The 21,407-nt window shown below is 63.7% G+C and carries 12 protein-coding genes; 1 reads left to right on the top strand and 11 read right to left on the bottom strand.

The genetic code is table 11. From position 1 onward, the window contains the following. Nucleotides 1-126: 126 nt before the first annotated feature. The 10 genes from A9975_RS29325 to A9975_RS29280 all read right to left on the bottom strand — a co-directional run bounded on the left by A9975_RS29325 (nt 127) and on the right by A9975_RS29280 (nt 17,669). On the bottom strand, nt 127-720 hold the full coding sequence (locus tag A9975_RS29325) for a hypothetical protein (RefSeq protein WP_183035800.1): 594 nt from the start codon (nt 718-720) through the stop codon (nt 127-129). A gap of 58 nt (nt 721-778) precedes the next feature. Then, nucleotides 779-1,273 (bottom strand): hypothetical protein, encoded by a 495-nt coding sequence (locus A9975_RS29320; protein ID WP_183035799.1) that lies wholly within the window; start codon nt 1,271-1,273, stop codon nt 779-781. Between the two features lie 358 nt (nt 1,274-1,631). Continuing rightward, nucleotides 1,632-2,090, bottom strand: coding sequence for a DUF2846 domain-containing protein (locus tag A9975_RS29315; protein ID WP_183035798.1), 459 nt, complete (start codon nt 2,088-2,090; stop codon nt 1,632-1,634). After that, complete coding sequence (locus tag A9975_RS29310) at nt 2,087-2,497, bottom strand: hypothetical protein (protein WP_183035797.1); 411 nt, start codon at nt 2,495-2,497, stop codon at nt 2,087-2,089. Before A9975_RS29310 ends, A9975_RS29315 begins: the two co-directional genes overlap by 4 nt. Before the next feature lie 61 nt (nt 2,498-2,558). Then, nucleotides 2,559-2,852, bottom strand: a complete 294-nt coding sequence (locus tag A9975_RS29305) for a hypothetical protein (protein ID WP_183035796.1) — start codon at nt 2,850-2,852, stop codon at nt 2,559-2,561. Between the two features lie 554 nt (nt 2,853-3,406). Beyond that, nucleotides 3,407-4,105 (bottom strand): hypothetical protein, encoded by a 699-nt coding sequence (locus tag A9975_RS29300; RefSeq protein ID WP_255503901.1) that lies wholly within the window; start codon nt 4,103-4,105, stop codon nt 3,407-3,409. A gap of 96 nt (nt 4,106-4,201) precedes the next feature. Next, nucleotides 4,202-12,307, bottom strand: a complete 8,106-nt coding sequence (locus tag A9975_RS29295; protein WP_183035794.1) for a filamentous hemagglutinin N-terminal domain-containing protein — start codon at nt 12,305-12,307, stop codon at nt 4,202-4,204. Nucleotides 12,308-12,385: 78 nt separating this feature from the next. Next, entirely contained in the window at nt 12,386-13,192 is an 807-nt protein-coding gene (locus tag A9975_RS29290; RefSeq protein WP_183035793.1) for a peptidyl-prolyl cis-trans isomerase, read from the bottom strand. A gap of 104 nt (nt 13,193-13,296) precedes the next feature. Next, a complete protein-coding gene (locus A9975_RS29285) occupies nt 13,297-15,033 on the bottom strand; it encodes a ShlB/FhaC/HecB family hemolysin secretion/activation protein (RefSeq protein WP_255503894.1) in 1,737 nt (578 codons plus the stop codon). Between the two features lie 119 nt (nt 15,034-15,152). Next, a complete protein-coding gene (locus tag A9975_RS29280; RefSeq protein ID WP_370565767.1) occupies nt 15,153-17,669 on the bottom strand; it encodes a filamentous hemagglutinin N-terminal domain-containing protein in 2,517 nt (838 codons plus the stop codon). Nucleotides 17,670-18,343: 674 nt separating this feature from the next. On the opposite strand from A9975_RS29280, the gene A9975_RS29275 reads away from it, so the two are divergent. Next, nucleotides 18,344-20,650, top strand: a complete 2,307-nt coding sequence (locus A9975_RS29275) for an EAL domain-containing protein (RefSeq protein ID WP_183035792.1) — start codon at nt 18,344-18,346, stop codon at nt 20,648-20,650. Between the two features lie 52 nt (nt 20,651-20,702). Here the strand turns inward: A9975_RS29275 and A9975_RS29270 are convergent, their stop codons facing one another. Further along, nucleotides 20,703-21,212, bottom strand: a complete 510-nt coding sequence (locus A9975_RS29270; protein ID WP_183035791.1) for a DUF6882 domain-containing protein — start codon at nt 21,210-21,212, stop codon at nt 20,703-20,705. Nucleotides 21,213-21,407: the final 195 nt, after the last annotated feature.

Below are 21,407 nucleotides of genomic sequence, written 5' to 3'. Positions count from 1 at the left end.
GCGCTGAGTTGCGGTCACGTGCCAACAGGTTATCCACCTCGGTGATAACCAGATGCCGCGTCGCATCCTCACTTCAGCTGAAAAGACATGGGCGCAGCCTCCGCTCGCATTGTTCAGCACGGCGAATCACTTGGCTGGCTTGGGAAGGCGGTTGCACGAACTCAGGTACTTCACATTTGCCGGTTCGCGCACCACCTGGTTGGTGGCGTCTAGCGTCGAAATCGTTGAAACCGTCATGCGACAGGATTTCCAGTCGTAGCTGGCTTCGTAGTCCACTCCGGCCTGCGGGACCCACGATGCTTCACTGGAACAGCCGCCGCGCACAGATATAGATCCGCCGACACCTACCAGCGTACCGCCGCCACCAAAGCCGAAAGTGAACGACTGGTTGGCAGGAATGTAGGTCTCTGCAAAGCGTTCGCTCCTTTCCTCCTCATTGCCTGGAATACCGATGCTGACGCCCTGCTTGTGCTTATGCAGCGCATTGTCCCAATCGAGCAAAGCGATGTTGATGCGCCCGATAGTATCCTTCGAATCGAAGCAGGTGGCGGCAGCCGGCGCATTCGGGTAAAGGAAAACGTTCGTGTTGACCCGCGGCCCGGTGTTGACCACGCGCAATCTTGCACGTTCTCCGGACGTCGGCTCCTGATACTTGGCCGCGCAACCGGCCAGCGCAAACGCGCAGGCGCACAAAGTCAGTACAAGCGTTGTGGTTCTCATATTCACGACATGAAGAAATCTATAAGGCATACGGCGGCTGCGCTACATGCCCGCGAAGTTAGCGTTCGGCCACCGAGCGGGGCCGCAGCATGAACGGCACGCGGTTGTCCGGGCCTGCGCCAGGCTGGAGCTCATACGCGAGCAGTCCGCATCGTCCATTGCCGCCAATCGACGTCGCTTGCAGCAGCACGACGAGCTCGTAATCGTGCCCTGCTTCGGGCGTCATCACTGCCGCCGCGCGACACACAAGAGTGCCGTCAAGCGTGGCCGCAAACATTAGCGAGAGCGGCTGTCCCGCGCTCACGTAGCGCTCGAGCACGGGCATGTTGGTATCCTGATCTGTCGAGGCCGGCATGCCGATGCGCTCGCTTTCCTTCGGGGTCTTGCCGATCCCTGCCCATCCCTTCGTGAAGACGGCAAGCACCTGCCGCTTGGGTTCATTGTCCTGCTCGACGGTCCCAAGGATGATAGCGGGATACGCGTACATATCCATCGCTTTGATGCGCAGGCGTGCCTGCGTGTCAGGGGCGCCTTTTGGCGCGTATTCGGGCATTACGGCACATCCGGTGAGCAAAAGCGGTAGCGCTATCAGCGCACCCAACAATGACCGGCGGGGCAAGAAAGATGTCATGGGAAAACTATGAATAATTGGGAATTTGGGCGTCGCGTGCAGCGGAGACGACGCCCGTTGGGCCGGCGGCGGCATCCTCATCCGCCGCGCACTGGCTGTCGCCGTAGGTGCCACCGGGATTGCAGCCTCCAGCCACCGGGCGATCGCAACGAAGGACGCGGCGGAACGTCACCCGTAAAGCGGAGGGAAGTGGACGGCGCTAAAAAAGCTGTTCGCCCACCCTTGCTCCTCGATCAATCGAGCGATGCCAGCGTGACGCCGCCCAGCCTGAGTTGCCAGCTCACTTTGCCGACGCCTTCACCACGTCCCCGGTATAGCTCAAGGACGACAGCTCCTCCTTGGCTTTGTCGGGCGTTTCCAGCTCCAGCACCACGCGGCCCACCATCAGGCCCATTGACGGCGAACTGCGCACATACTTCGTTTCCCCACCATCCAGGGCGAAGCTGAGCGTCTTCTCCGTTTCCGTCGCCGCCGAGGCCACATATTTGCCAGCAGGCCGGTCCACGAAGAAGAAGCCGCCCGGCTTGGACTCCCCCACAACCTGGTTGTTGAGGCGAAGGTCCGGTTGGATCGCGGCGCCGAACATGGACGCCGAGCGCAGGAAGTAGATACGCCCCTCGCCCGGCTTGATCGTCGGGATCGAGGCCGCCATATCAGAATGCTTCACACCCGATGCGCAACCCGCCATCAGCAGCGACATCGCCATCCCACCCATTGCCATACGTACAACTCGCTTCATTCAGTCTCTCCAAAGGTCAACGGTACTGCGGTTGAAAGCGGGGAATAGTTCTGCTCCCCCGGCAAATAGAAGCCCACCAGCTTTTTGTCTTTGAGGACAAGGTAGGCTTCGTGGACCTGACGGCCCTCGATCGTGAAGATCGTTCCGACCGGCCGGTAGACGGCCCCTTGCGGCACGCGTCCAACCGGCTTCCATACGGATTTGGCGGCCAATGTTCGTGAGTACCCCGTATCGAGCTGGATCACTGCTGGTGCCTGGATCGTGATGGATCGCACGGCAGTGCCATCCTGTGCAAGCTCGACGGAAGATGGTGTTGTTGCGATCATCGGGGCGCAACCGGACAAGGCCACACCGCAGGCAAATAGCACCCAGAGGTAACGCAAACGCATCGGCGCTAAGGTGTTCATGAAAGCGTATATTTTTATTTATTTTCTGAAATCCGAGCCTCGATTCGGAAATCTGCGTATTCTAAAGTATCTCGTCCACTCTTCCATGGCCGATCAATCTGGCATTCTCGCGAACCTCGAATTCGTCTCCGACTTTTATTTTGTCTGAGAAGAACTGCCAGCTTGCAAAGCTGATTTTTGCCTTGAGTTTTTCACCCGGAAAGTGGAAATTGCTGTCCTCATAGGAATGTATTCCACTTGCCAGGTAGTCAACGGCCACGAACTTGTGATGTGGAGCATACCCGTTGCACACGCCCGCCGTCTTTGGCCTTTCCACATCCTCCGAGATCACGAAGGTTGCCAGGATCTGATTCATCAATTTCTCTCAAAAGCATGCTCAATATATTTGAGCAAAGAATTGAACGGATCTCTTTTTGACCTTCTCCTCCACCGAAAGGATGCCACTCTTGAGTGTGTGGATTCCCGGGATACCAACGTTGGAAGTTTCAGCCAACGCCACTCAATACCTCGTCACTTCAGAAACTACGAACCCGCCCTCGACTCCCTCGGGTACGTGTCAAACGCGTTTTTGCCCGTCTCCAAATGCAGCCGGTCACATACAGGACATCGGTAGACGGTGATACTTCCTTCATCAATCATGTCGTAAAACACCTCCCCGCTTTGCCCTGCTCCGCCATCTAGCCTGTCTGCTATTTCACCCACGCGTGCCATCGGCACCAGCCGCCATTCACATTCCGGCCAAACGCCTGATAGATTCAACACGGTTCCACATGTGCAAGCAAATTTCGGCATTCTTATCCTCGAGAAGCCGATCGGGCACCTCATGGTCCTTTCCAGTTCTGTCTATAGCGTCCGCTATTCTCAGTTGTGATGCTCATGCTAACTGGTACTAGCCTAAGTAAAACGAAGTTAAATTTCTGGCACAAACGCCGGACGTGGCACCTTTGGCATGTTGTCATACGCCTTCAATACGACTTGCAGGGGCGTCAGAGTCTCATCGTGATGCCAGTACACTATTTTTAGCCATGTAGCCGCACGGATATACTGCCCACCACCTAGCCAGTTTTCTTGCAAATTGGTCTGCAGCATCTTGCGCCCAGCCTTGAACAAGTCCTCCTCGTCAAACTGTTGGCGAGCCGTTCGATGTAAGCACAGGGCATAGCCAAAGTCACGTGGTTTGAGTGCTTTGGATAGAGATACACTCGTCTTACCTGTCCAGCGTTCGTACATTTCAATTCCGGCCTCGAATCCCTCATCATGCTCGCCGCCTTGGTACGCAAAAGCCATGTAGTCATCTAGGCCGCTTTTGATGATTTCGTGGGCTGGCCATGGGCGCTTTTCATAACGCCACCGCGCTTCCTCATAGACGCGAGCCGAATCCCACTCGCCCTCATAATTCCAGCCTGTGTCCAGCCACCCACCCAAGGCTTTGGCCCAGTGCAAGGTTGTGCGATGCGCGTTGGGGTCTGGCCCGAATTTTTCATCTTGCTCGATGGCTTGCTCTATCCATTTGAGGGATCGCGGAATGACGGGAGCGACGTCGACATGCAAACTGACGAGCCATGCGGAGATTACATCCGCCAAATCAGACTGCGCGACGTTACCCATGGGACGATTTTTGTCATATTGGGTTCTAAGAACACGAGCCAAGCCACCCTCCACGGTAACTTGGCGAATTCTCACTGGGTCATATAACATAATTTATCAACATGGATTTCCATTGCAAAATATAACGTTCGTTGAATTCTTTGCGGAACCGGATCCAACAGTGTTAGTCGTGAAATTGCCATCTTTCAAATTTTGAATTGCTGCATCTTTTACAGATTGAGGCAAGCGAGATAAATTTATGCTCTGTCGCGCCTGTTCAATCGCGCTGTTTAATGCATTCGATCCCGGTGTAAACGTTTTCGAGGGCGGTACTCCAGTCGTATTGCTACGGAACTTGTTGTCCCACAGGACTACTTCACCCGTGCTGGAGTTCACGGATACTACATCCGCGCCATGAGTCCCAACGGTATCGCCATATCTTACTACCGTTTGATTAGGCAGATTCGCCACTTCATTGGCTAAACGCAATTCGCCTACATAGCCATTCACCTGAGAGTTGGCGATATTGGGATTGGATGAGTTCAGCACCTTGGGCTGATAGCCTAGCCCCGCCACCGGGTCGGGAAGATTCGGATCAAGCGCGACCCCATTGCTGACCCTTGGTTGCACTGCAGTCGGCAACACATCCGCCGCCTTGTAACCCGGACCCGCATTAACCACCGTGCTCGGCGATCCACCCTGCGCCGGTGAGTAAGGACCACTCTCCGCAGTTAGATTGGGAACCTTGCCCGAGCCAACAGGCGCGCCGAACGGTGCACCTGCGCCACCCACAAAATCTACCAGAGACTGAACGCCCTTGGCCAGATTCGTGTTGCTGCTCGCCATCGACCCCTCGGCCGCACTCAGCGCGGTGCCGACCTGCATATAGGTCTGTGCAAGCGCCTCGCGCTGCTGGGTGGTCAGTTCCAGCGGCTTTCCCAGCTCCGTCGAGGCCTGCTGCATGGTCATGCTGGCGCCGAGGAGCGCTCGGCCCAGAACGCCCATGCCGCCGCTATCGCCGTTAGCCTGGAAGGTGTCATAGAGGCCAGATGCCTGAGTGACAGCCTGCTGCAACTTCAGATAGGCAGCCGCCTTGTCAGCAGGCGTCGATGCCTTTGCGTAAGCGTCCTTCGCACTGGTCAGATCGGTGTAGACCTTGGTTTGCGCTTGATCGACCTTGTCCCACTTGGCGGCTAGTGCCTGCTTCTCTGCCGCAGTCTTTGCAGCCGCGATTTGATCGGCCCGCTGCTTCGTTTGGTTGCCTGACAATGCGTTGTTCAGGACCTCGTTCTGTGCTGCCAGCGTGGCGGATGTCGCATTCGTGCCCAGCAGTACACCGGCTGCGCCACCAATCAGCGTTGCCAGTCCGACCGTGGTCGCATAGCGGATCTTGTCATCGCTGTAGTTCAACACCGAACTATCGGCATAGATCTGGTCGCGGATCAGCGGTGCTGCAATTGCGCTCGCCGCCCCACCAACCGCACCGCCCGCGCAATCGCCCCCACTCAAGCTGGCCGCAGCACACCCAAGGAGCGCGTGACCAGCCGCGTTAGCCAGGATCGTGCTGGTGTCCGCGCCTACGGTACCGATGCCCGGCAGCGTCACGCCAATGGCATTGGCCCCAACCGCCGCCGCATCCCGCACCAGCCCGTTCGCAAAGGCCTGGCCAAAGCTGCCGCCGTAGGCCACGGTATTGACCCCGGCGCTGATGGCAGAGCGCACCACGCTCGCAGCGACGTAGCCGCCGAGGTTGGACTGAACAGCATCCCAGGTGCCCTTGGCAAGGTTCTCGCCAATACTCTTGATGCCCACATCACCCAGGTCCAACCCACCCAGCGCGCCCTGCGTGAGGCCTGCTGTCACCCCCGAGACAACACCGGCTTTGAGCGCCGCTCCCATGTTCAACGAGCCTGTGGTAATCAACTGGCTCGCCATACTCGACAGCGTGCCGGCAATCAGCCCCGACACCGCCAGCGACATCGCTGCCCCAATGCCCGCAGCCGCGAATGCCGCGCCGGCGGCGGCCGTGGCGCCCATGACGGCGGAATACGCCGCGCCCACGATTGCCGCCCCAGCCCCGGCCGTCACGATCGAAATCGCCACCGCCGCCACCATCGCCACCACCATGCCGATGGGGCCGAACCCGCCCTTCTTCTCCTGAATAAACCGCGTATGAATATCGTCAGCGACCGTGCCTTCGGTGTAGTTCAACCCCAGGTTGGCCTTCAGCTGGTTCACCAGCGCCACGGTTGCGACCTCGTCGACCGTGCCGTCGGCGTTGCGGATCAGGAACGCGTTGTTGACCGCGTGGATGCTGTCGGCCTCGATGTTCATGCGCATGGCGCTCATGAATCCGCCGGGCTGCACCACCGTGCCGGTGATCACGTTCCAGCCGCCCTGGGCCTTGTAGGCCGAGGTGCCGATGTCGACCACGTTGGGGCCGGCGTCGATGCTGCCGGCTTTCACGTTGAGCGTGTCGGCTGCGGTGATGGCGCCGCTGTTGCGCAGTTGGCCGGCTACGTCCAGGCTCACCTTGTCGCCGGCGATGGTGCCGCCGGTCGGCTTGGTCAGCGCCTGTGCGTAGCCCTCGGGCAGGTACACCTGCGGCACCAGCGCGTTCACCGTGGGGCATGCCGTGCTGGCTACGGTGTTGCAGTTCGGGTCGGGTACGGCTTGCTGCACGTACCAGAGCAGGGGCTTGTCGAGCTCGTTGACCTGCGTCTGGGTCAGCGCCGTGCCCAGCGCGATGTTGTGCGCTTTGGCGTAGTCTGCCGCGTTCTTGTAGAGGCTGAGCTTTTCCTGGTCGGTGACCGAGAGCTGGTTCTGGCTGTCCCAGGCCAGGCCACTCACGAAGCTGGCTTGGCCGGTCTGTTGCAGCGCGGCTTGCTGGAGCCTTTGTCCTTCGGTGTAGGGGTCGTAGTAGAAGCTGACCTTGCCCGGGCGCAGTTCGGCGGGCAGCTGCGCGAGCAGGCTGTCGGGCGTGACGCCGGCCAGCACGGCGGTGGCCGGGCTGTTGTTCAGGTATTGCGCGCGGTCTGTGGTGCCGTTGGGCGCGGTGACCGGGTTGCCGGCGAGGTTGGCGTTGAAGTGCCAGTCGATGGTCTGGCTGCTGCCGGTGGTGGGCGCTGCAGGCGTGGCCACGATGACCGGGTTGAACTGCCAGGGGGTGGTCGGGTTGTTCACCGGCGTGGCGGCCGGTACCGTGCCGCCGGGGGTTGCCACGGGGCCCAGCGGGATGACTTGCTGCGCGCCGGTTGCGGGCGGCGTGGGTTGCGTGGGGCTGGTGTAGCCGTTTACCAGGGCGGCGCCGGTGACGTCGACCTGGCTGCCCATCAGGTTGCCGGTGTTGAGCACCTGGCCTCCGGCCTTCACCGACAGCGCGTTGCTGGCCTGGATGCCGGATTCCAGGCTGCCGAGCGTGGCGCGCCCGCCGGTGTCGTGCCAGCGGTCGCCGCCGCTGCGGTCTTCCTGCCAGCGCCCCACCCAGTCGGCATTGAGCGGGATGCTGTTGTTGTCGATGCTGCCGGCCATGCCGACCGTCACGTTGCGCCCGCCGGTGATGAGCGCGCCCTTGTTGGTCAGGTTCGTGCCGGACAGCTGGACGTCGCGCGCGGCGGAGATGACGCCGGCCGGGCCGGCGGCGGCGTCCTCATCCGCCGCGCACTGGCTGTTGCCGTAGGTGCCACCGGGATTGCAGCCGCCGGCGTAAGGCGGGTTCTGGCCGCCGTAGCTCTTGTGCAGCCGCGCTGGATCCATGGTGGTGTTGACCAGCGTCGGCGCGGTAATCGATACATCGCCCGTCAGCGACTGAATGGCGCCGGAGCGGTTGGTCACGTTGCTGGTGGCGTTCAGGGTGATATCGCCCTGCGCGGCCAGCGTTGCGTTCAGGTTCTGGATGTTGGCCGCGCTGATCGTGAGCGTCTGGCCAGCGGCCACCGTGCTGGGCGTCTGCTGCCAGGCAAGGGAATCCACGCGGGGATTGCTGTCGTCAGGGCAGTCCGGCGCGCCGGCCACGCAGCCGGGCGTTGTGGTGATCTTGCTGTCGTAGACGCCCTTGTTGGTGAACGTGCCCGGCGTCTTGATGGCGACCTTGCCCGCTGCGGCCAGGTCGCCGGCATTGGTCAGGTCGCCGGTGCCGGTGAGATTCAGGTTGCCGCCGGCGGTGATCTGGCCGGCTTTGCCGAGTTGATAGCTGGTAGTGACCTGGCTGGGCGCGGCGGCAGCCGCGCCAGTGGCAGTCTTGCCTTGCGCGACCGGCGACCATGGCGGCGGCGCGGAGCAGCTGTCGCAGGCATTCATGTTCGGCGGCACGCCGTAGACCAGCGGCCCCGCTCCGAGGACGTCGGTATTGCCCGTTGTGAGTGCCGCGAGCTGCGCCATGAAGGCCGAGAGCTCGCCCTGGTTCACCGAATCCCCGCTACTGTTGACCAGCGTTGCAGAACGGCTGTTGTCCAGGCTGCCAACGTTGAGCGTTACGTTCCTGCCCGCTGAAATGATGCCGCCCTTGTTCGAGAGCGAGGCCGTGCCGATGTCGAGGTTCCCGCCACTGATGATCTGGCCGGCGGTCCCGTCGGCCTGGCGCACCACCGTATGGTCTACGGTGGGTACGCCAATATTGAGGGTGCTTCCGGGCGTCAGCAGGAAGGGCGGCACCCTAGCCGCACCCGGGATCAGGTGCCACAGGTCTTGTCCGTACTGCTGGTCCCCGTTCGAGGGAATGATCTCCGCACCGCGAACCAGCAGTACGGAACCGTCGGGATTGCGTGCGACGTCGGCCAGCGTGATATTGGAAATCGCGCCTGGTGCATAGGCGGGACAGTTGTCGCAAGACCCCCCTTGCAACCAAGGCGAATAGCTGCCGATGATGGTCGAGTTGAGCAGACTGTCGTTGACCACCTTGGTGATGGAACTACCCGCATCAACCGGCGCGGTGCGGTCATTGATGACCGCACCCGCAGCGATATGCAAGTTGCCGTTGGCGCCGATCACGCTGCCGATGTTGTTGAGCGTGCCGGAGATATCGACCTTGATGTCGCCACCGGCCTGGGTGGTGCCGCCACGGTTGTCGTAGTCGCCGCCGGTAACGGTCAGATTGCCCAGGGCCTCGGCGGTGCCCTTGTTGGCCACGTTGCCGCCCAGCGCCAGATTGCCGTTGGCGTGCAGGGTGCCGGTGTTCGTCAAAGCGCCAGCGGACAGCGAGAGATGGCTGCCGCTGACGATCTGCCCGGCATTGGTGAGCGTGCCGCCGGTGGCCAGGGTCAGGTCGCCGGATTTCTGGATCGTGCCGGTATTGGTGATGCCCTGGCTGGCATTGAGCACCACGTTGCCGCCCGGCACGTTCCATGTGCCGGTGTTGTTGATGGCCAGCGCGGCGAGGGTGAGGGTGGCGTTGGCGTTCAGCGTGCCGGCGGTGGCCGCCGATGGGTCGAACACCTGGTTCGGCGTGTTCACCGTGAGGTTGTTGCCCGCCAGGATCTGGCCCGCCGCGTTGTTGAAGCTCCCGTTGCCGCCCGTGATGCTCAGCGTCAGGTCGCCCACCGTGGGCGCGCGTCCGGTGAGGTCGCCGGCGAAGAGGGTGCCGCCCTGGTTGCTGGCGAGCGCGCCGCTGGTGACGGTGAGATTCCTGGCACCCGCGATCAGGCCCTGGGCATTGTCCAGGGCATTCGCCGCCGTGACGTTGACGGTCTGGCCGCCGACAGTGCCGCGGTTGGTCAGGGTGGAGGCAGTCAGGCTGACCTGGTTGCCGGCGAGCGTCCCGGCATTGCTCACGGCACCGCCGTTGACCGCGAGCTGCTGCGTGGCGATCGTCGCCCCGCTGTTGGCAATGGACTGGCCGCCCAGCGTCATATTGGCGGCCGTGGTGTCGCCGGTCAGGGCGAGGCTGCGCGTGGCCGACGCATCGAGCGTGCCGGTGACGGCATTGCCCCCGGTTGTGCCTGAACCCGCCGCCGAGCCGACCTGGATATCCGTGCCGCGCAACGTCGCGTTGCCGCCCACCCAGGTGAGCTGCCCCGCCTTGAGCGTCTGTCCGGCCGTGGCCGCCAGATCGCCGCCGGTCAGCACGCTACCGCCCAGGGTGAGGTTTTGTCCCGCGTTCACGGTGGCGCTGCCCACACTGGAGAGCGCTCCGCTCACCGTGGCCGAGCCGGCCGCAGCCTGGATCGTGGCGTTGCCACCGCTGGCCAGGCTGCCGGCCACGTTGGCGTTCTGCCCCGCCGCGATGGTGGCATCGCCATCGCTGGTCAGCGCACCGTTGATCGCGGCGCTGCCGGCGGTGGCGGTAATGGTGGCCTTGCCCGCGCTCTGGGCCTGGCCGCCCACCGTGACATTCTGTGCAGCGGTGAGGGAGAGGCCGGCATTGCTGCCGATCTGCCCGCTGGTGGTGATGCTCCCGCTGCGGGCGGTGACGCCAACCGGGCCGGTGGCGAGCACCTGGCCGCCGAGATTGGCATCGGTGCCCGCGGTAACGGCAAGCGTGCCGGGCGACACGACATTGCCGGTGGTGGTGACGTTGCCGGTGACGCCGGTGAGCGACACATTGCCGCCGGTGCTGCCCGCCATGCCGTTGATGGCGAGATGGCGTTGCGTGGACAGGTCCAGATCGGCCGCCGAGACCGCGCTGCCGTCGATGGTGGTGTCGCGCGCCGCGTTGAGCTGGATCGTGCCTGGTGCGCTGACATCGCCGCGCAAATGGATATCGCCACGGCCATCGTTGCCCGCCGCCGAGATGGCGATCTGCGATCCACTGACCGCGCCGCCCACATCCACGCTGCCGCCGGCGGCCAGGGTGACGGCGTTCTGCGCCTGGATGCCACCGGCACCGCTGATCGAGCCACCTGCCGACACCGCCACGGCCTTGCCCGCGTTCAGCGTGCCGCCCAGTGTGGCGTCCTGCCCGGCGTTGAGGGTGTATCCGGCCTCGCTGTGGCCATTGCCCGACGCCACCACGGCCCCGGCGGCATTGAGCGCGACCGCCTGCTTGGCGTAGGTGCTGCCAACCTTCAGGTTACCAGCGGAGTCCAGCGTCAGGTTGTTGGCCGACGCGGCGAGATTGCCATCGGTGCGCACGCCCAGGCCCGCGGCGGTGCTCACGATCTGGATCTGGCCGGCAGTCATGGCACCGAACGCGGTAGCGTCGATCGCCAGGCCGCTGGCGGCACTGGTGTTGCTGGCCGCGTTGTTTGCGCCGGTGGCCGTGGTGGCAAAGGCGCCGCCGGATGGCGTAGCGGGGGACACAGCTGCGGGCGTGACCAACTGGCGCCCGGCCACCAGGTTGATCTGGTTGCCCGCGTAGAGCGCGGCATCGACGCCGATCGACTCGGCGATCAGGTTGATGTTGCCGACCGTGCCCTCGATGCCCACGCCGTTTGGGTTCCCCGGCGACGGGTTGGCGATCTGTACGCGCCCGCCCTGCACGAGGAAGCCGGCGGCGGTGGCAGCATCAAAGCTGGTGGCTGTCCCGGTGCCCGACAGGAACTGCGGCACGCCGGTGGTGAGCGTGACCTGGGTGGTGTTGGTGAAGCTCGCACCACGGGTATAGACCCCGCCGGGCGCGGCGATCACAACCCCGGCCGGGGCGCCGAACACTTCGATGGTGCCGTTGACCTGGGCGGGCGTCTGGCTGGTGACCTGGTTGATGATCAGGCCAGCCGGGCCAGAGGTGGCCAGGTTGGCGTTGGCGCCAACCTGGCCACCGAGGAACGTGCCGCCGCCGGTAGTGCTGTTATTGAGGATCAGGCCGATCGGATCGACCACGAATGCACGGTACTGGTTGAGCGAGATACCGGCTGCGTTGGGCGTGGTGATGCCCACCACGGGCACGCCGCCTGCCGGCGCGCCCGGTCCGCTGGTGGTGCCAATCGACGGGGTGAAACGCACCGGCGCGTTCGGGTCGGTGACCGGCGCGGCATGGGCCGCCGCAGGGCCAAAGCTGACCGTCACCGGCAAGTGCGCGACCGCCCAGCGCATCAGGCTTTGCCGCGCGGCGCCGGACTGCATCGCGATACTAGCCGGATCCGAGGCGCCCGCCGCCAACGCCCCTGCCGCCTGCCGGGCTTGCTGCAAGGACACCTGCAGCGGCGCAATCCAGGTCGTGATGGCCACCACGCCAGCCAGCGCACGCACCCACAAGCGGCGACGGCCACGCTCGGCCATGCAGAGGCCGGGCGACGGATCGGGTTGTGCGTTGTCCTGAGGTAGAGCGGCTTGTTTCACGCGGTACATGGTGCTTCCTGGCAGTGCGTCGAGCTGGATGTCTTGGGGCGGGTTGCGTAGGAGGGCGGGCGGCCTTTGCGGGCCGCCTTACTGCGTGATCTTTGCCTTGCCCAGCAACTGCGTGACCAGCGTGGTCGTGGCCCGCTCAAGTTCCTGCGCCTGCAGCGCTTGCTGGATGCCGGGCTTGACGGTGTCATAGGCCGGGACACGGGTTGCGCGCACTTCGTCAACCTTGACCAGGAAGCGGCGGTTGTTCCAGGCCACGGGGGTGGCGCTCACCGCGCCAGCGGGCAGGGTGGACAGCGCTTGCGCAAGCGGCAAGGGCAGGTTCTGGGTCTGGCCTTCCTGCGCCGGCACCTTGAAGCTGAGCCAGTCCATCGCACCACCGCTGGCCTTGGACGGCGCGAGGCTCACCTGCTGCGCCACCTTGGCGAAGTCCTCGCCGCCCTGGATGCGCGCAAGCGCGGCGGCGGCCGCGGCATCGTCGGCGAGCTCGATCAGGCGGCCCTTGTATTCCTTATCGCCCAGGCTTGCCACGATGGCGTTGTAGCGTGAGCGCACCTGCTCCTCGGTGACCGGTGCGGGCTTGATCTGGTCCTTGAGCCAGGCCTGCGTCAGGATGGCGTCCTTCGCCTCGCGCAGGGCCTGCTGCACATCGGGCCGCGCTTCCAGCCCCTTGGCCTTGGCCGCTTCCTGGCGGAACAGCTCGCGCGCGATCAGCTGCTGCTTGATGGCGTTGCGTGTTGCGTCGTTGTCGGGGAGTTGTGCCTGCTGCATGGCACGGGTGATCTTGTCATCGGGGATGGCCACGCCGTTGACCGAAGCGGCAAAGACAGGTTGCAGGCTGAAGGCCAATGCGGTGGTGGCGATAAGGCGAAAGATCTGGGATTGCATGTTGGTTTCCTTTGACATCGGATATCGGGTATCGGAGTTCTGTGTTCGGTGTTCTGCGTTCTGAGCTCTGCCAGGCCGCTTCAAGCCCAACTCATCGGCACAGCTCAATAAGTCCAGTTGAGCGTGGCCAACAAGAGCGGCGCCTTTGTGCCCAGATAGCTGGGCTGCGCAAGCGGCACGCCAACCAGCAGTTCACTGGTGAATGTTTGCTTGGCCCATTGGGCCGAGAGACGGATGCCGGCGCCGGTGCCGGCCACCGATTGCCAGTCACGGGTTGCGACCGATTGGGTCTGGCCGCCGTCCAGGAACAGGTACGGCTCCATGCGGATGCCGGCCAGCGCGGGCGCGTTGGCCCACACCATCTCGTTGCGCAGATACGCGCCACGGTCGCCGGCGATGGCGCCTTCGCGGAAGCCGCGCACAGTGCTGACGCCGCCCGCGTAGATCTGCTCGGAGCCGAACAGCGCCACGTTGGCCCACTGCGCCACGAGCTGCGCACGCCAGGCCAGCAGGGCCGTGTCGAAGGCCCGCGGCAACGGCAGTTGCAGGCTGGCATTGGCATCGAGCTTGGTGAACTGCGCATGCGCTTCGTCACAGCGGATGTCGGCGGGGTCGCGGCTTGCATTGATCAGCCGCAACCCGCGCGAGACGCCGGCCTCGGCCGTGGCATAGCCCTGCTGGTCGTTGGCGGCAAAGCGCCGCAATCCGCTCCAGGCCGCGCGCAGCACGGTGAGCCGCTGGGGATCCAGCTCCAGGTTGTTGATCTCGCGCTCGCTCTTGCGATAGGTGAGGGTCAGGTCCAACGCCTGCCGCCCGCTCCGGTCGCGGGTGAGGACGCGGTTCCAGCCCAACGTGTGGCCAAAGGTGCGGCCATACAGCAGCGCGGTATCGCCAATGGCGGTCTGGTACTCGGAGATCGAGCCGGTATAGCTGAAGGTGTTGTAGCCGAACGGCGCCGCCGCCGAGAGCACGGCCGCATTGGTGTCGCGCGTGCCCACATAGCTGGCGGACACCGCCTCCTGGAAGCCCAGTGCGTTGTCGGCATCGATGCCCAGCCGCGTGCGCGAGATGCCCGTGGTGCGGCTGCCATAGTTGTCGACGCCGGCATTGAAGCGGAATCGGTCGCCGGGCTGGTTGGCCAGCGCCACCACCGAGCTGCCCGGCGTTTGCCCCGGCAGTATCTGCAGCTCGGCGCGGTTGCGGCGCAGGCGGTTGACCTGGTCAACCCCTTGCTCCAGGTCCTGCAGGCGCAAGGTGTCGCCCGGCGCGGGAAATTGCCAGCCGGTGCCAGCGTCTGTCAGCAGCCCGCCGCCCACGGTATCGAACCATCCGCTATCTCTGCTATCTCCACCATCTCTGCCATCACCGCGGCCTTCGCTGCCGCGCGGGCGGATGGTGCGCCCGTTGAGACGGATCGATTCGACCGTGCCTGGCACAACAGTGACCATCAGCACGCCGGAGGCAAGGTTCTGCTCGCCCAGATAAGCGCGCGTGGTGATCAAGCCCCGCGCCACAAAGGCTTCGGTAAAGCGCCGCAGCAACAGGTTGATGCGATTGGTCCCCAATGACTTGCCAACGAACGGTGCCGTGATGGCGCCAATCTCGGCATCGGACAGCACGGTATTGCCGATCACCTGGATGCGTTGGATCTCGAACGTGGCCGACGTCTCGGGCACCGCCTCGATGGGCGTGTCGGGTGACAGAACCTGCTGGCTCTCGATCCGGGCCGGTGGCTGCGTGGCCTCACGCTCAAGGTCGCGCTGGCGCTGCTCGCGCAACAGGCGCTGCGCCGGGTCCTCCGGCGTGAGTTGAGGCAATGGCGCTGCCGATGGCGACGGCATTGGCGGTACCTGAGCCTGCACGGAGCCGGCAGACAGGATCGCCAGGGCCGTCACGGACAGCCGGTGCCGAAGCCGGAGCCTGAATCGGAGTCGGAGTCGGAGTCGGGAAGCGCGCCACATCATTGCCACACCCAGGAAGTGAAACCGAGGTGGTTCTCGACGGTGACGGGAACGCGCTGGCGCGGGCGCGTCACCGTGGTGGTGCCCGCAATGGCCACGTCACCCTCGAAACTGCCCCCATCCGTTACGGTGTTGCCGCTGATGCGCGTGCGGCCCGCCGCCATCCAGCTGCCGCCGATGTCCGTGGCGTAGAGCCTGGCCCAAGTGTCGCCAAAGAAGGCCTTGAAGCCCCGGTCGCGCGCGATCGCCGAGTAGCCGGTCACACCGGCGGCATAGGTGAGTGGCGCATTGACCGTCAAGTCACCCAGCGCCAGCACGCGCCCGCCTACGTTCGCGGCCAGCTTGCCCGCCTGGATGTCGATATCGCCGCCGGCGGACAACAGGCCTCCCGTCACGGTGGTGGTCGATGACGCCGAGGTGCGGCAGATGATCATGCAGCTGCGGGAATAATGCGCGGCGCCGCTGGTGATGCCTTCGGTGCGGAACGTGTCAGCCGCGCGCACCTTGATGTCGCCGTTGTTGGCATAGATTTCCCCGCCGGTATTGATGACGTTGCGCCCGCTGAGCGTGGTGCCCTTGTCCGAGAGCAGATAGGCAATCTGCGCCGGCCGGTCGACCTGGCCATAGTCCACGTCGAAGCGCGCGCTGGTCTTGGTCAGCACCAGCCAGCGCTGGCCGCTGCCGGTCTGGTAGCTTGGCTGCTCGCCATTGGCGCCGGCTTGCTTGGTGATCTCGTTGCGCAGGTCGCCGCCGGCCGTCACGGCAAGGTAGCCGTTCGACAACATGCGGCCATAGCGGTTGATGACATCGCCCCCGGCCCGGACCGTGACATCGTCACCGGCACCGAAGAAGATCCCAAGATAGTCGGGGGTGGAGGTATTGAGCACGGTGCCGCCGGTCAGCACGGTCACGGCGCCGGCGGACTGCGCCTGCCCCGCGATGCGTGATTGCCCCTGGATCAGCGCGCCCTGGCTGGTCAGCTCGCGGTCGGACTGCAGCAGCACGCCACCCTGGGTGGCCACCAGCGTCGATTGTGCGGCGGCCGAGTCAAGCAGCACCGACCCCGCATGCAGCCGCACATCGGTTGCGGCCAGCACACTGCTGTCACGCTGGACATAGCTGCCGGCGGCATCGATTGCCACGGCGGCGCCGGAGGCGCGTATGGCGGTATCCTGCAACGCAAGACCACGCACCTGGATACCGGTGCCGGCTACGCCGTCGACATCGGTACCGGACAACGCTGCCGTGTCTGCCTGGATGCGCAGCGAGCCATTGCGCGAAGTCAGTGCCGTGCGCTTGTCAGCCAGCGTGGTCTGGAGCCGCGATGTGGCAATGACGAGGTTGCCCGCGGCCGAGGCCTGCGTGCCGGCAAGCGCAATGCCCGCGCCCGCGTCCAGGAGCCCGATGCCGCCACTGGCGCTCAGCACCGAGCCAGTCAGCTTGATGGGCTCACTGTGTGCCTGGCCTGCCGCGCCAATCACCAGATCCCCTGTTGTGTGGGTACCGGCGGCCAGCGTGGTGGCATGCAGGTCAATGCGGTCGGAGGTGACTTGCAGATGGCGGCCGGCATCCAGGTCGCCCGTGCCAAGCATGCCGCCAGTGCCAATCACCACATCCTGCCGCGCTTGGATCTTTCCGGAGGCGAGCTGCAGATCACCAGTGCCGGAGACCGCGAAATCGCCGGCGGTGGCGTAGGCCGAGCCGGCATGGCGCACCCCGGCGCCTTGATCGGTCACCATCAGTTCGATCCGCCCTGAGCTCAGGCTACCCGCGGCCGTGATGTCCAGCGCGATGCCCTGGCCCGGGTTCACTTCGGGCGCGGTGTATGTCACCCACGGATGCTTTTTGTCAGGGTCGTTGTCCGTCGGGGACAGGCTTGTATCGATCTCGGCGCGACCGGTCCCCGCCACTGCACGGATCCTGGCGTTGGCATCCCCATAAAGGTTTTCGACCTTACCGCCCACCCGAATCTGCTTAGCGACCAGTTCCAGGTTCAGCAGGGTGCCCGACAGGCCGCCAGGGCCGATATCGATGGCCCCCTGGCTGGTAGTGAGGACAACATTGCGCTGTAACTGGCCGTTGGCGACGGTAAGATCGTTGAACGACACCTGGCCGGTAGTCAGCGCGAGATTGCCAATATTCTGCACCGTCATGCCATTCACGGTGATCCCGTTGGGATTGGCCACAATGACATTGGCGCGGTTTCCCAGCACATTCAACGGCCCTTCGAGCAGTGACGGATTGGTGCTCGTGACCTGATTCAGGATGGTGCGGGCGAGCACCGCGCGGTTATCCAGATCCACGCCGGCGCGCGGGACGTTGAAGTCCCGGTAGGTGTTGGTGGAAACGCCGCCAACCGCATTGGTGATGCCAACCGTGATGCGGCCATTGGCCCCCACCGTGACCGTGGGCGCATTGGCACCGCCATCGGGCACCACGCCAGCGGCAAGGCAAGTGCCCGCGAGCAGGAGCGCGCCCCAGGCCAGAGCGGAAAGGCGCAGGCCATGCGCCGCCATTGCGGTGACCGTCGTCTTTTGGTGCTCCATCCCAATCTCGCCAAGCCGCACAGGACCTCTCCCATTCTCAAAGTGCGCGCAGACGAAATCGGATAAGACGATGCGTAAGACGCTTCCCATGCTCAACAAGGAAACGCCACTGCAATGCTGCCGATTCGGCTTATTCGGCCGATTCTGCCGCGCTGAATTTGGACGCGACATTAGCAGAGCGCCATCGGAAAAAGTTTGGGAAATTTCCCAATCTTCTGGTGTGTATTCGCTTCTGATGGCTCGGCAAACGCATCAGTCAATGGATCTAACAAAGATTCAACAATTGTGTCTGCAACAACGGCCATGCTTTAATCAGGTGTTAGTGAAACTGAACTCATGGTCTCAACCGAGCTTTCCGCAGGGGCGGTGATCGCTCCTGAAGGGGCAAAAGGAAGAAAGGAAGAAAGGAAGAAAGGCGTCCGTTTATAACGGCGCCCTGACCGCGAGGCTTCACCCTACGTAGGGAGGGCGAAGCGTGTGGGCCGATGACGAGAGAGAGAGGCGGGCGAAGGAAGGCAGATCGCGTATCGAGGCTAGCGCCAGCCGATGACAACGACTTCACCGAGGTAGCTGTTTTGGTCGCAAGAACGAGCCAATGTTCGTAGAATGTCCCCACCCGCCAGCCTCAACCAGGGAGCGCAGCAATGAAAGAAGGCCCGGTGCCAGCCGATCCCGGCAATGCCGCAGCGCTACCAACCAGTCGCCCTCCCGCCGACCTGGCCGACGAGATGCTGGCATTCGAGCAAACGGTGCTGCGGCTGATCACGCGGAATATGCCTCTCCCGGCACTGCTCGCCGAGGTGTGCCGCCGCGCCGAGGCGATGCTTGGCGAAGGGCCGTCCTGCTCCATCCTCCTGCTCGATGCCGATGGCACGCACGCGAAATTCGGCGCGGCGCCTTCGTTGCCCGACGCGTTCAGCGCGGCGATCGACGGGCTCCAGATCGGCCCTGGCATCGGTTCATGCGGCACGGCCATGTTCGAGCGGCGCATGGTGGTGGTGGAGGATATCGCCACGGATCCCTTGTGGAACGACTATCGGCAGCTTGCGTTGCCGGTCGGGCTGCGCGCCTGCTGGTCGATGCCGTTCCTGGACGATGCCGGGAAGGTGCTCGGGGCGTTTGCGGTCTACTATCGCGTCCCGCGGCGACCAACGGCCAAGGAAGAGACGATCCTCCGGACCATCGGGCAGAGCGTGGGCCTTGCCGTGCATCAGGATGCGATTGCGCAACGGCTTGCGCAGAGCGAAGAGCATCATCGCTTCGTTGTCGATCTTCTGAGCGAAGGCATCCTCGTGCTAACGCCAAGCGGCATCGTGCTGGCCTGCAACCCAAGTGCGCAGCGCATGTTCGGCTCGGCGACGTCGCTGGTTGGCAGCAATATCTACGGCAAGGTTGCGCGGTCCTTTCATGACGGCGGATCCCCGATCGCGTTCCAGGACCTGCCAACGTCTCGCGTGATAGCAACGGGGCAACCGGTTCTGGGCCAGGTCATCGGGCATGAACTGATCAATGGCGAGATCATCTGGGTCAGCGAGAACGTGGTCCCGATCATCAAGCCCGGCGAGACGGCACCGGGTTCCCTGCTGGTCTCCTTTGTGGATATCGGGCCGGTACGCGACGCCACCCAGCGCTTGAAGTATCTCGCGACGCGAGATTCCCTGACGGGACTATTCAATCGCAGCTATCTCGCCGACCGGATGACCGAAATACTCGCGCCCGGCGACAACGACGGACAAGACCCGCCGCGCGTTGCCATCGTCTACGTCGACCTGGACGGATTCAAGCTGGTCAACGACTCGGCGGGGCATGAAACCGGCGACGCCCTGCTGCGCAGCGTCGCCCAGCGGCTGACCCGCTGTGTGCGAGACGACGACACGCTCGCACGTGTGGGCGGCGATGAATTTGTGATCGTGATACGCGGCTATCGCAGCGCCGAAGAGCTCGCCGCGCTGGCCACGCAGCTTCTCGAGTCCATTGCACAGCCGTTCACGGTCGGCGAGAACGCGTATTTTATTGGCGCTTCGATTGGCATCAGCCTGTTCCCAGAAGACGGCCGTGACGCCGCAACGCTGCTGCGCAATGCGGATTCCGCCATGTACTACGCCAAGCAACTGGGGCGCAATAGCTTCCAGTTCTTTACGGCCTCGCTTAACTTGCGCATGCAACGCCGCTTTGCCGTGGAGCAATCCTTGCGGCGCGCGCTGAGCGCAGGCGAACTCAATGTCGTTTACCAGCCCATCGTGGACAGCCAGAGCGCAAGCGCGGTTGGCGCGGAAGCCCTGCTGCGATGGCATAGCAGCGAACTCGGTAACGTCTCGCCCGAGGAGTTCATACCGGTCGCGGAAGAGACAGGCATGATCGTCGCCATTGGCCAGTGGGTGCTGGATCGAGCGTGCGCGCAGGCAGCCGAATGGCGGCGAACCATCGCACCGGATCTATCGATTGCGGTGAACCTGTCCCCGCGCCAGATCAACGCGGGGTTGGCGCAAATGGTCCAGGGCTGCCTCGCGCGCGCGGGGCTCGAGCCCGGTGCGCTGGAGCTGGAGATCACAGAGGGGCTGTTGATGATGGATAGCGAGACCGTGATGCCGGCGCTGACATCGCTGGCCCGTACCGGCGTGAGGATTTCCGTCGATGACTTCGGCACGGGCTACTCGTCGCTATCCTATCTGACGCGCTTCCCGCTTCATAACCTCAAGATCGATCGATCCTTCGTCGCCGGGCTGCCAGACAATCGCGACTCCACCGCGATTACCCACGCCGTTGTCGCGATGGCGCATTCGCTCGGCATGAGCGTCACGGCGGAGGGCGTGGAAACCCCGGAACAGGCAGCCTATCTACGTTCCTTAGGCTGCGAGAGACAACAGGGCTTTCTATTCTGCCGGCCCGTGGTGCCGGAGGAATTTGCACGCCGGCTACGCGAGCTTGGCTCGGCGGCGGACGCAAAGTAGGCCACGATCTCCCAAGGCTACAGTTCTGCGCGGCACCGTCGCCCGCCTCGGGCTATTTTGGGGGCAGCGTATCCAACGCTGGTTCGACGACATAGTAGACCCATGGCGTTTCGTCCTTGACTTTGAAGACAGCCATGCCGTTTAGCACCTGGAGGGAAAATGCGCACAGTGCATCAACCTCGTTGAGGCTGGTACGGAAGTGCGGGGTTTCAAAGATTCCGTACCCGGTCATTTCGCGAAGACCCTTGATGCGAGATGCACTGTTTCGACAAGCCTCCGGGAACGCATCATTTCCCCAGGCCCATGCCCAGTCCTCTTGCGCGGGTAGATAGGTCCCGATCGGCGTGATCTGAAAGGTTTGAGCCTGGCCTTCTGTCCCGGTGAAATGCAAGTGCATCGGCTCGTGGTCGATACTCCATTGCGAGAACCGAGCCAGAACGCGCGTAAAGGCCGCTTGCTTCGCGCGATAGGCATCGAGCGCGCTCCGGCTCAACCTGTCGTACTGCGCGTCCAGAGGATCTTGGTGATGTGGGTGGCGTTGCATCTCAAACTTCCGGTTCATTCGATTTTCGTGTGGGTCGATGCATCGCTGGGCTAAATCCGGCACTGCCGCAGCTCCCCTCTCCCGCATGGCGGGAGAGGGGTTGGGGGAGAGGGCGGGCATGCGCAAAAGCGAGGTGCATCACGTTGAGCGAGCGCCCGCCCTCTCCCCCGTCCCCTCTCCCATTTCATGGGAGAGGGGAGCAAACCAGCGCAT

Source organism: Cupriavidus sp. UME77 (assembly GCF_014170355.1).
Lineage (GTDB): Bacteria > Pseudomonadota > Gammaproteobacteria > Burkholderiales > Burkholderiaceae > Cupriavidus > Cupriavidus basilensis.
Note: the sequence above shows the minus strand (reverse complement) of the source record. Positions and strands in the feature narration are given on the sequence as shown.

Coding starts and splice junctions, on each gene's coding strand:
- A9975_RS29325 (WP_183035800.1), bottom strand. CDS start 720: ATGAGAACCACAACGCTTGTACTGACTTTGTGCGCCTGCGCGTTTGCG.
- A9975_RS29275 (WP_183035792.1), top strand. CDS start 18,344: ATGAAAGAAGGCCCGGTGCCAGCCGATCCCGGCAATGCCGCAGCGCTA.
- A9975_RS29310 (WP_183035797.1), bottom strand. CDS start 2,497: ATGAACACCTTAGCGCCGATGCGTTTGCGTTACCTCTGGGTGCTATTT.
- A9975_RS29285 (WP_255503894.1), bottom strand. CDS start 15,033: ATGCCGTCGCCATCGGCAGCGCCATTGCCTCAACTCACGCCGGAGGAC.
- A9975_RS29300 (WP_255503901.1), bottom strand. CDS start 4,105: ATGGGTAACGTCGCGCAGTCTGATTTGGCGGATGTAATCTCCGCATGG.
- A9975_RS29320 (WP_183035799.1), bottom strand. CDS start 1,273: ATGCCCGAATACGCGCCAAAAGGCGCCCCTGACACGCAGGCACGCCTG.
- A9975_RS29305 (WP_183035796.1), bottom strand. CDS start 2,852: ATGAATCAGATCCTGGCAACCTTCGTGATCTCGGAGGATGTGGAAAGG.
- A9975_RS29270 (WP_183035791.1), bottom strand. CDS start 21,212: ATGAACCGGAAGTTTGAGATGCAACGCCACCCACATCACCAAGATCCT.
- A9975_RS29280 (WP_370565767.1), bottom strand. CDS start 17,669: ATGGCGGCGCATGGCCTGCGCCTTTCCGCTCTGGCCTGGGGCGCGCTC.
- A9975_RS29290 (WP_183035793.1), bottom strand. CDS start 13,192: ATGCAATCCCAGATCTTTCGCCTTATCGCCACCACCGCATTGGCCTTC.
- A9975_RS29315 (WP_183035798.1), bottom strand. CDS start 2,090: ATGAAGCGAGTTGTACGTATGGCAATGGGTGGGATGGCGATGTCGCTG.
- A9975_RS29295 (WP_183035794.1), bottom strand. CDS start 12,307: ATGTACCGCGTGAAACAAGCCGCTCTACCTCAGGACAACGCACAACCC.